The 10,960-nt window shown below is 68.7% G+C and carries 5 protein-coding genes; 2 read left to right on the top strand and 3 right to left on the bottom strand.

Features of this window, described 5'->3' with window-relative positions; all coding sequences use genetic code 11:
- Positions 1–9: 9 nt before the first annotated feature.
- Positions 10–2,967 (bottom strand): NACHT domain-containing protein, encoded by a 2,958-nt coding sequence (locus Ari01nite_RS48110; protein WP_203791298.1) that lies wholly within the window; start codon positions 2,965–2,967, stop codon positions 10–12.
- Positions 2,968–3,833: 866 nt separating this feature from the next.
- Positions 3,834–5,039, bottom strand: coding sequence for an AbfB domain-containing protein (locus tag Ari01nite_RS48105; RefSeq protein ID WP_203791296.1), 1,206 nt, complete (start codon positions 5,037–5,039; stop codon positions 3,834–3,836).
- Positions 5,040–5,297: 258 nt separating this feature from the next.
- On the opposite strand from Ari01nite_RS48105, the gene Ari01nite_RS48100 reads away from it, so the two are divergent.
- Positions 5,298–8,972, top strand: coding sequence for an nSTAND1 domain-containing NTPase (locus Ari01nite_RS48100; RefSeq protein ID WP_203791294.1), 3,675 nt, complete (start codon positions 5,298–5,300; stop codon positions 8,970–8,972).
- Between the two features lie 307 nt (positions 8,973–9,279).
- Here the strand turns inward: Ari01nite_RS48100 and Ari01nite_RS48095 are convergent, their stop codons facing one another.
- A complete protein-coding gene (locus tag Ari01nite_RS48095; RefSeq protein ID WP_203791304.1) occupies positions 9,280–9,735 on the bottom strand; it encodes a methyl-accepting chemotaxis protein in 456 nt (151 codons plus the stop codon).
- On the opposite strand from Ari01nite_RS48095, the gene Ari01nite_RS48090 reads away from it, so the two are divergent.
- Entirely contained in the window at positions 9,728–10,687 is a 960-nt protein-coding gene (locus Ari01nite_RS48090; protein WP_239163677.1) for a carboxylesterase family protein, read from the top strand. The two genes, Ari01nite_RS48095 and Ari01nite_RS48090, sit on opposite strands and share 8 nt — an antisense overlap.
- Positions 10,688–10,960: the final 273 nt, after the last annotated feature.

Here is a 10,960-nt window from a genome sequence, read left to right as displayed (position 1 = left end):
CTTTAAGGGTCAAGGCGAGTCGGCAGTCAGCTGTTTGATCCATTCGATGCGGACTTCTTCCGGCACCCGACCTTTGATCAGCGGGGTCAACTCCAACACCTTTCTGGTCGCCCGCGAGCGCACGCGGTGGTCGACCATGGGCGTCCAGCATCGGGTCACTGCGTGGACGGCGTCCGCACCGGCCCGCAGCAATTTGTCGCGCCTCTCGTTGAGCAACACGGCGAAGTGGAAACGGCTCAGGGCCGCTGCGATCGAATAGGCCGTGTCCGCGTCGTGAGCCACGAAGGTGGTCATCGCGTCGCCGATCTGCTCGATCATCGGCTCCATCGAATGCAGTAGCAACTCGTTCACCCGGTCGCGCACCAGGTTGCTCTGCCGGGCCAGTCCGTCCCAGCGGGTCTGCTGCCAGGAACCCGCGGAACGCAGGTGATGGCCGGGAGGGGCCCGGTAGAGCCAATAGGGATCGACCGGCGGAGGGATGGAGCCGCGGTCGAGCACCACGGTCAGGTCGCGCCGTTCGTCGTGCCAAGCGACCCGGGTCTGCAGCGTGAATACCACCGCCCACCACGACGCCGTGGGCAGCGTCGCCTGCCACAACAGGGCGTGCCGTCGCCACAGCACCGCGAGGTCGGGCGAGTCCGGGAACAGCTCGCTCGCCCGCACCTCGCCCTTCAACGCGACCGCGAGCAGCAGCAGGTTCAGGCTGTAGGCCGCATAGCGGTCCGGCGCCGGAGCCTCCGTCGGCCGGTAGCCGGACACGTCACCGTCGGTGCTGCGGTCGTCGAGCCGCTGGTGCAGTGTGATCGGCAATTGCCGCACATCGTCCGAGCTGCCCCGGCCGGCCAGCTCGGTGAGGAACTCGAGAATCGGTTCCCGGTTGGTCATCGGTGCGAACGAGAGCAGCGCGTGCAGTCGGCCGTCGCGGCAGCGCGCCGGGCCGAACACCGACGCGGCCGCCTCCTCTTCGGCGAGTTCGGTCAGCAGTCGCATGACCAGCCGGGCTATCAGGTATTCACCGAAGGTGGCATGCAGGAACTCGTACGTGTGCAGCCGGGCACCGCCCCGGGTGGCCTGCCCGCGCTGCATGAAGAAGAACCGGCCGACCAGCTTCTCGGCCTGGTTGAGTGGGGGCCGGAAACCGCCAGCTGGCTCGGCGCGGCCGGCCGGCGTGAGCGCTCGCAGATCGGCGTCGAGTTCGTCGGCGGTGATCCACTGGCGGTTGCGGTTGAACATGCCGAACGCGGCGACCGACAGGCGCAGCAGCTCCATCTCGACGAGCGCGGCGCGTTGCGCGCTGGTGGCCGCGACGTGGGTCTTGGCCACCTCGCGCAGGGCGAACGCGGTCAGCAGACGCTCGTAGAGTGAGCTCTCGTCCAGGTCCGCGCTGGCCGCACGCAGGGCGTTCGTGTCGGCGTCGTAGAGGGCCAACATCATGAGCAGCAGCGGCTGACCGGCCAGCGCGGGCTGGCGCAGCACGACGTCGACGTCCAGTTCGGTCAGTCCCCGGCGGTGCAGGGACCCGGCGTTGGCGGTGTTCCACGTGGCCAACCAGCGCCGGACGTGCTCCTCGCGGAACGGCTCCAACCGGATCCCGACCGTGCCCGACGGCACCCCGGCCCGGTCGGCCACCGCCGTGCGACTGGTGACCAGCACGGCGACCGGGCGGCCGAGGTCGGCCTCGCGGCGCTGGAACGCGGCCACCCGGTTCAGGTAGTCGGACTGGGCGACGCCGGTGGCCTGCAGTAGCTCGTCGAACCCGTCGAGCAGCACCACCGGCAGGGCCGGGCCGGCCGCGCGGACCAGAGCCGGCCAGGTGAGCGTCTCGCCGGTGGCGGCCCGGACGGCGTACTCGATCTGGTCCTGGATCTCCGCCTCGGCAGGCACCTCGCGCAGCACCACCCGGACCGGCAGGAAGTCCCGCGCGTCCAAACGGGCCGCGACGATCCGGGTGAGCACCGACTTGCCGGCGCCCGGCTGCCCCAGCACCAGCAGCGGTGAGGCAGTGGCGGCCGGCGTGGTCAGGTAGCTGACCAGGAACTCGGCGAGGTCCGATCGCTCCCGGGTCTCGGCCCACCACGACTCGTCGGCCGGCGAGGCGACCGTGTCAATCGGACGGACCCGGAAGCCCGGATCGACGTAGCCCTCGCCCAGCGTGGGGATCACCAGGTCTTCGGGAACGTCACCCTCGGACAGGATCGGCCGGTCGAGCGTGGACGTCCAGGCCCGCACCAGCATGGCGGCGACATCCCCCGGGGTGTGATCGGAGGCGAGCGACCGCAGCACCGTCTCCATGCGGGCCAAGGCGGTGCCCATGTCGCGCTGGCGTTGCTCGGCGGTCCACAGCGCGAACTCGGGGACCTCCGCGACGAGGCGGCGGTGCAGGTCCTCGTACCGCAGGCCCGCGGCATCCGCGAGTGCGGCGGCGAGGGCACTCCACCGGCGTTCGTCCAGCGTCTCTCCGACGCTCAGGCCCTGCACGAAGCTGAGCAGCTTAACGGCATGCACCAGATATCCCGACCGCAGTTCAGCTCGGAAGTGCTCGTGGTCGAGGTGCGGGGCGGGCAACGGCGGCTCGGTGGCGAGCACCTCGCGGACGGTGGAGCCGGCACCGGTCAGACCGCGGCGCTCGTCGGCGGTGAGCGCGACCGCTCGCATGTCAAAGGGCAGGCCGACATCGTCCAGCGCCTCGAAGAAGGCCGACGTGGCGATGATCGTGTGGGCCGCTTGCAAACGCTGCGTACGGTCGTACCGGCCGTAGCCCTTGATCTTGTCGCGCAGACCGGTGACCGCCCACTCGCCCAGCCGCACCGCCTCGGCCTTGCCATCGAACAGGCTGATCGCCAACTCGCTGCCGCCGCCGGTGGCCGCCAGCAATACCCCGCCCAAGGCCCGATCGAGGGCCTTGACCAGGGGCGATCCGCCACCGAGGAGCTTGACGGCATCCACATAACCGACCACCTTGGACACATCGAGCAGCGTACCGCCCACGTCACGATAGGCCCCGGACCGCCAGTCCGGGCTCATTACGCGGGCCACGGAAGCGGATGCCCCACGACGCAACAAGGAGCACAGCTGACGAAACGGGCCGGGAGGACACTCGCTGGTCTAGCGCCACGTTCGGCGCGCCCGGCCCGCCGGGTCGCAGAGCCGGATCCGACCCAGATGGGGAACGAGGTGCCGCCGGACGCCCGCCGTCCCGACGCCCGGTCGCCGTTGGCGATGGCGTCCGCCGGGACGGCGGCACCGGCCTGCAGGCCGCATTAACGAATATAGGACGATTCACCACCATCCGAGCTCCATAATCTCAGGACGTCCCCCACGCCGAAATTCTCTATGCTCCACGCGAATTGCGAAGCGGGTTGTCCGTCAGTGGGCACGAGCTGCATTGTGGTTCCGAAGACCTCAACTCGACCTGACTGTTCGAAGGCTCTGAAATTCCCATCTCCCACCCAGGTATATCTGCCAGACTCGCGGATGGTCAGATCGAAGTCCGAAGAATCGCCCGGTCCACCATTCCAGGCCCCGACTAGCTCTGACGGTACGGAGGTTGACACGCCTCGTGGGCTTCGGCTCACATCGCGTTGTGGACGGTTCTCATCGAGGGCAGTCGGTGAGGCGGACGTCAGTCGCGGAGTTGGCTCACAACCAGATCCGGCCCCGAGGACGGCTGTAGAGGTGACGACGGCGACGAAATAACGCATTCGCATGGCAGCTCCTAAAAGGGCGTGCGTTGGACGATCGTCCCTCCTTGGCCGGGCACCCCAATGCTCTTCTGCCTGCACAAACCTTCCGGCTCGGGACGATCGGGGGCCCGGACCGTCTAAATACTCTCTTCAGTACACGCGGTGAAATGTTGTGTCCTGCCGATACAGGGGCTCGTCGATCGCCGGGTCGAGATAGACCCGGAAACCGCGGTGCCGAAGGAAATAACTGGGGAAGTTGACCGACTCGAAAGACGAAGCTTTCGGATCAGCCAGCCCGGGGACCTCGCGGAACGTCGTGTCCAGCATGAACAGCGCGTCCTCGGCACGCGGCTGCAATTTCAGCTCGAAGCCTTGGTGGCGCAGGTAGTGTCCGGGGAAGCTGACCGACTCGAAGGAGACTCCCGCCGGGTCGGACAGGCCGGGCACGGGTACGAACGCGTTGTCGCGGCGGTCGTTGTCTGTTATGGGTTCGACAAGTTCCGCTAGGAAGTTGCGATGCTGGATGAAGCGGTTCGGGTAGTTGACCGACTGCAGTCGGATCGGCCGGGTGTCGTTGTCCACTCGGTCGACCTGTAGGTAGAGCACGTAGTCGCCGTGCAGGTCGGGTGACTCCAGGTAGCGCACTGTCAAAACACCGCGCCCTCGCCCGGACGGCTCCTCGCGCGCGATCCGATCCGCAGTGTCGTAGTTGAGCACAAGCACGTACGGGTCGAAGACGTGGGTGTCCCGGTTCTTCGGATCGGGTCTCATGCCGATCGGCCGGCTCCCCGACGCGCCGGTGACCTTCTTGATGGTCATCGCCAGGTCGAGGCCGAGGGATAGGGCGTTCACCTGCCATTGGGCACCAGGGCCGACCAGGCTGGGCAGCCGGTCGCGGATCTTGGTACCGACGTCGAACGCCCAGCCGGCCCACCCCTCAAGGAAGTGTTGACCGGGGTCGTACTCCCAGACGGTGGGGACGATCAGGCAGACGTCCTCCCCCTGGGTCAGGGTGCCTTCCCACACCTTGCATGGCGGCCAGTCTCGGCCGATGTTAAGCGACTCGCGGATCCACGGTGTGTTGGTGGGGAAGGAATCGCCGGACCGAAGACCGCCCTTGTTCGATGCGCTTCCGGCTCGCACACGCCCAGGCTGGTTGTTGGTGTCGCCGAGGACCGGACTGGTGGGCTGACTGCGATAGATCACGTCGCCGGTGCGGGCCGACGCGACCGTGACGCTGGTGCTCAGTTGCACCTCGTCGCGCTTGCCATCGCCTTCCCACATGTCGTCCCAGGTCTCTGCCATCACTTTGAAGCCATTGACTGTGACTCGGAAGTTTCCGCTTACCACGCTCACGTACCTCCATCCACGGCCGCGGCTGAACGCGCCGCTTGTTTGAAGATCACGTTTCTTCCCTTCTTGGTGGAGTGGTGCCGGCATCTCGTAGCGAGCTACCGGCGTCGGACACGTCCTGACAGGATGAGAAAGACGGCGATGCCACTTCGGATCGTTTGCCCGGACCTCTGCCAGGCGTGGTGTCTGATGGGTCCATAGCAGCTGTCTGGAGTGGTGTCCGGCGATGTTGCCGGACAACTCACGGACGGCGGGACAACGATGGACGTCGGGGAAACGGTTGATCCGGTACGCACCTTCGCCGAGCGGCTGCGCCGACTGCAGCAGGACGCCGGCGGCCCGTCGGTCCGTGACCTGGTGCGCCTGACCGCGCAGGTCGGCGCGCCCTACACACGGGGAACGCTGCACGACAAGCTCGCCGGACGGTCGGTTCCGACGTGGGAGTTCGTCGAGGCATTCGTCCGCGGGTGTGCCCTGCACGCCGGCGCGACCGGCGACCCGGATCTGCGGCCGTGGCGCGAGTGGCACGTTCAGATGACGCGGGAGTTGGCCGCGCTGCGAGCAGGGCGCCGACGAGCCGTGCGGACGGACCTATGTCCCTACCGCGGGCTGGAGGCCTTCACCGCCGAGCACAGCCCCTGGTTCCACGGCCGTGCCGGAGCGGTCCGGGACATCCTCGCCGGGCTCACCGCGCACCGCAAAGGGCTGCTCGTCCTCGGCCCGTCAGGAGCTGGAAAGACATCACTGGTCCAGGCCGGGGTGATGCCAGCGCTCGCCGCGGGGACGGTGCCGGGAAGCGACCGATGGGTGCCGGTGCTGGTGCGTCCCGGCAAGGATATCGGCGTCGAGCTGGATCGTGCCGGACTGCCCGGCGGCCTTCCGGAGGCGGTCGCGGCCCGATTGGCGGCTGAGCCTGCCGGGACGCGTCTGGTGCTCGTCGTCGACCAGTTCGAGGAGGCGCTGACCCGGCCGGCGTCCGAGACCGGGGAGCTGACGCCGCTGACGGCGGCCATCGGCTCGCCGGGCCTGAGTGTGGTCTTGGTGCTGCGTGACGACTTTTATCCTCGATTGGCTTCCGAGGCACCGGACCTGTTGCAGGCGCTGATCCCAGGCCTGATCAATGTGCCGGCGACGGTGGATGCCGAGGAACTACACGAAATCATCGTCGCACCTGCCGAAGCGGTAGGTTTGCGCTGTGAGGATGGGCTGACCGACCGCATCATCACCGACGTGCTAGGCGCAGAGCCGGACGCGACCCGGCTCCGTCGCGCTCCGGTCACCGTTCTGCCGCTGCTCGAACTCACCCTCAGCCAGCTGTGGCAGCGGCGCAGCGACGGTCAGCTCACCCACGACGCCTACCAGCGCGTCGGCGGTGTGGCCGGTGCCGTCGCCACATGGTGCGACTCCGCCGTCGAACGGCTACCGTCCGGGCAGTGGCCGACCGCCCGCCAAGTCCTGACCGCCCTGGTCCGACCGGCTGACGAGACACGGCACGTCCCCGCCACACGACAGCAGGTACCCCTCGCGGACCTGCGCGACCTCATCGAGGACGACGACAACGTCGACGAAGTGCTCGCGGTGCTCACCGATCACCGGATCCTGACGACCCGGACGACGGGCGGTGTCCCCGTCGCTGAACTGGTGCACGAGGCCCTGATCCGCGAGTGGGTGGCCCTGCGCGACTGGGTCGCGCAGGATCACCGGTTCCAGGACTGGCTACGGCGCGCCGGCGAGCGGCACGCGAACTGGTCGCAGCGGCACGACAGCGACGACCTGCTGCACGGCACGGATCTCGCGGAAGGGCTCGACTGGGCGCAGCAGCGGCGACTGCCCCGCCATCTCACCGGCTTTCTGACCGCTTCGGAGCAGGCTCAACGCGCTGCGATCCGCCGCGCCCGGCGTCTCACCACCGTGCTCGCGGCGCTGCTCACGGTGGCTGTTACCGCCGCGGCGCTGGCCCTCTGGCAGCGTCAGGCCGCCCTGGATGCGCAGCGCGTAGCGTTGTCACGCCAGTTGGCCGCCCAGTCCACGGCTCAGTTCAACATCGACCCCGACCAGGCATTCGTGCTGGCCGCTCGCGCCTATCGGACCAGCGCCACCGCCGAGGCCACTGGGGCGTTGTACGCGGCGGCCGAATCCCCGCTTCTCGCGCGGCTGACCGATACCGCGCTGGGCGGGTCGCCGCTCGCGTTCAGCCCCGACGGCCGCACCTTAGCCACGGTGAGCGACAAGAACGCCGTACTGCTGTGGGACGTGCCGACCCGCCGGGTCGTAGCGTCCTTGCCGGAGCAGGTGTCGCCCGGGTGGTCGTTGGCGTTCAGCCCGGATGGGCGGACCCTGGCGACCACCTACGAAGACGACACGGCGCACCTGTGGGACGTCCGGACCAGGCAGGTGCGAACGAAGTTGGCTGGCGGCAGCGTGGTGCAGTTCAGTCCGGACGGGCGCACGGTCGTCACAGCCGGGTTCGACGGCATCGTGCGGCTATGGAATGCCGCCGACGGACGCGCCGGCATAGTTCTGCGCGGTCACACCGACGCCGTCCACTGCATGTCGTTCGGGCCGGACGGGCGGACCCTCGTCACCGGCGGCCAGGACTGGGTCGTGCGACTATGGAACCCGCCCCGCAGCCGCGTTGTCGACGATGCCGCCAACTGCGGCGCAGTCGCGCCCGACGGCAGGGTCGTCGCCACCGCGGACGGGAACATCGCCCGCCTGCACGACCTGTCCACCGGACGGATACAGGCCACCATCCCGGAAGTCAGCAGCGTGGAGTACAGCCAAGACGGCCGCACGCTGGCGCTGGCGAACCTCGACGGCACCCTTCGACTCTGGGACACCGAGACCCGCCGAACGCGCCTCACACTGCCCGGCACCGGTGTGGAGAGCTACGCGTTCAGCCCCGACGGCCGGATGTTCGCCACCACCACCGCCGCCAGCGTCGGCTCGGCGCACGGGATCATCCGGCTATGGAACGCCACCGCGGGACTGCCTCAGGCGACGCTCACCGGGCACACCGCAGCGGTGAACGCGGTGGCCTACGGCCCTGACGGACACACACTGCTGACCGGCGACGATCGGACGGTGCGGCTGTGGGACCTGACTCGCGGGCAAGGCGAAGTACTACTCGACCACGAGGACAACAAAGTCGTCTCGTCGGTCGCGTTCAGCGCCGACGGACAGACGATCGCCGCGAGCGGTGACAACGGCCGGCTCGAGCTGTGGGATGCCATCACCCGAACACGGCGCGCATCGATCCCAACTGAGACGCTGAACGCCTTGGACATCAGTCCCGACGGCTCGGCCGTAGCGGGCACCGGAGAATTCACCGCACAACTGTGGGAAACCCGCACCGGCTCGTCCGGCGCCACATTCTTGTGGGACACCGGCACTGTCCACAACCGGTCGGTGACCGCGATCAAGTTCCACCCGGACGGGCGCACCGTCGCCACGGCAAGCTGGGACGGCACGGTGGCGCTCTGGAACACCACCGCCAGAATCGAGGCACTTTGGCGAACATTCTCTGCGCCACTGGTCATCAACGCGATTGCCTTCCGACCCGACGGACATCTGCTGGCCGCAGCTAGCAGCGACAACACCGTACGCCTCTGGGACACCAAGACTGGGCGTCTGCAGACCCTGTACGGCCACACCGGAGTGGTACGCGCGGTCGCGTTCCATCCCAGCGGCGACATCCTGGCGACGGCCGGGGATGACCACACCGCCCGACTCTGGGACATCGCCTCCGGTCAGCTACGGACAACCTTCACCGGTCACTCCGACGACGTGAAGGCAATCGCCTTCAGCCCAAAGGGCGACACGCTCGCTACAGGCGGCGCGGACCACGTCATACGTATATGGCCGGTGTCGGCCCCCACACCCGCGTCAGCGATGGACAAGCTGTGCCGTGCGGTGACTGACGCCTGCCCTGCATGAGTCCGCTGCCGGTATGCAGTCGGATCGGGCTGCCGGCCCCCGGCGCGGCTGGCACGGTCGGTACCGGATCAGGCGGTTACGCCGCTGATCGGCAGGCGGACCGTCAATGGCGCTGGGTTGCCGGCGCACAGAACGGCGAGGTTGTCTGATCCGCGCCAACACGCGGTGCATAACCGGGTGGACCGCTTAACGGGCGGGTCTGCAGGGTGGATCGAGCGTGACACGGTGCAACACCGGCTGACGTCCGCCTACCATCCGGGTCGGCCTGGCATCGCCAGTGCCGACCCGGTCCCGTCACCGTGATCGGTTACACGCGGTAGGCGGAGATGGTCTGATGCAGCTCAGCGGCCATCCGGGCGAGTTCCTGCGCGGTCTCCTGCGCCAGGTCCTTGACCTCGGACGCCACCACCGCGAAGCCCTTGCCCATCTCGCCGGCCCGGGCCGCCTCGATGGTGGCGTTGAGCGCGAGTAGGTTGGCCTGCTCGGCGATCGCCGTGATCGTCTTGATTACGTTGCCGATCTCGGTCGACGACTCGCCCAGACGTATCACGATCTCGTTGGTCCGCTCCGCGGTCTGCGCCGCCTGCCCAGAGACCGTGGCCGCCTCGGTGGCACTGTTCGCGATCTCCCGGATCGAAGTGCCCATCTCCTCGGCGCCGGCAGCCACCGTCTGCACGTTGCGCGACACCAGGTCGGCGGCGTCGGACACGGCACCGGCCTGCACCGAGGTTTCCTCCGCGGCCGAGGACATCTGGGTGGACACCGCGGACAGCTCCTCGGAGGCCGCGGCGACGTGGTGGGCGTTGTCGGCGACCTGGCGCACCGTGCCGGCCCACTCGGTGCCGGGGCTGCACAGCACCCCCGCGCTGGCACGGCAGGTCACCGCCGCGTTCGCGGACCGGCTCGGCGCGGCGGCCCCCACCGCCGAGGCCCTGCGCGACATCGACCCATGGCATCTGGCCGCCGAGCTCACCTCTTTCAACGCCGGCCTCCACGCGCACCGGCAGAGCCGGGGACGCCTCACCGATGCCGGCACCGGGCTGTGCCCCGTCGTCGACGGCGACGTCCTCCCGGAAACGCCCTGGCCCGCGCTGACCGGGGCGCGCGCGAGCGGGACCGAACTACTCGTCGGCCACACCCGCGACGAATTCCGGTACTTCAGCGTCATGAGCGGCCGGTACGGCACCTTCACCGAGCAGGACGCCCACGCAGCCCTGGAACTGCACGCCCCGCAGCCGGACGGCGCGCGGGCCTACCGTGCCGCGTTCCCGCAGGCAAGCCCGGAGGAGATGGTGGAGACGGTGTACTCCGACGCCCTCTTCCGCATGCCGTCACAGAAGCTGGCCGAGGCGAACGCCGCAGCCGGCGGCACCTCGTACCTGTTCGAACTGTGCTGGACTGCCCCAGCCCTCGGCGGCATCCTGGGCGCCTGCCACAGCCTCGACGTGCCCCTGGCGTTCGGCACGCTGGACAGCCCCGTCGGCACCCAGCTCATCGGCGAACAGCCCACTCCCGAGGCTGTCGCGCTCTCCCGCGAACTCCAGCAGGCATGGGTCCGCTTCATCACCACCGGCGACGCGGGCTGGTCCGCCCACCGGCCCGGCGAGCACCTCACCCGCGTCCTGGACGCCAAGTCGAAGACTCTGCCCTCCCCCGAACAGGCATCCCGCCAGATCTGGGAAGGCCACTCCCCCACCCCCTTCGATCTCTCGTAATTGTCAGGTCGGCCCCCACGACTGCGACGCCTCCACTCACCTGCCCATCCGGGGACAGCGCGAATCGGCGTACCGCCAGGCAACACCCGGCCCGCTTCGCATCAAATCTCACCCGAGGGTGACGGACCGTATCCCAGCTCGACCAGCGCAAACCGCAACCGTACGCACAGGCCGCTCGCTCACCAGGAACGCGCGGTCGACCTCGGCGGTGGTGAGCCCGCAGACCAGCCGGAGCCTCAACGCCCGCCCGACGATCATCAGCGCAGCGACAGC

This window comes from Paractinoplanes rishiriensis (assembly GCF_016862375.1).
Classification (GTDB): Bacteria; Actinomycetota; Actinomycetes; order Mycobacteriales; family Micromonosporaceae; genus Actinoplanes; species Actinoplanes rishiriensis.
Note: the sequence above shows the minus strand (reverse complement) of the source record. Positions and strands in the feature narration are given on the sequence as shown.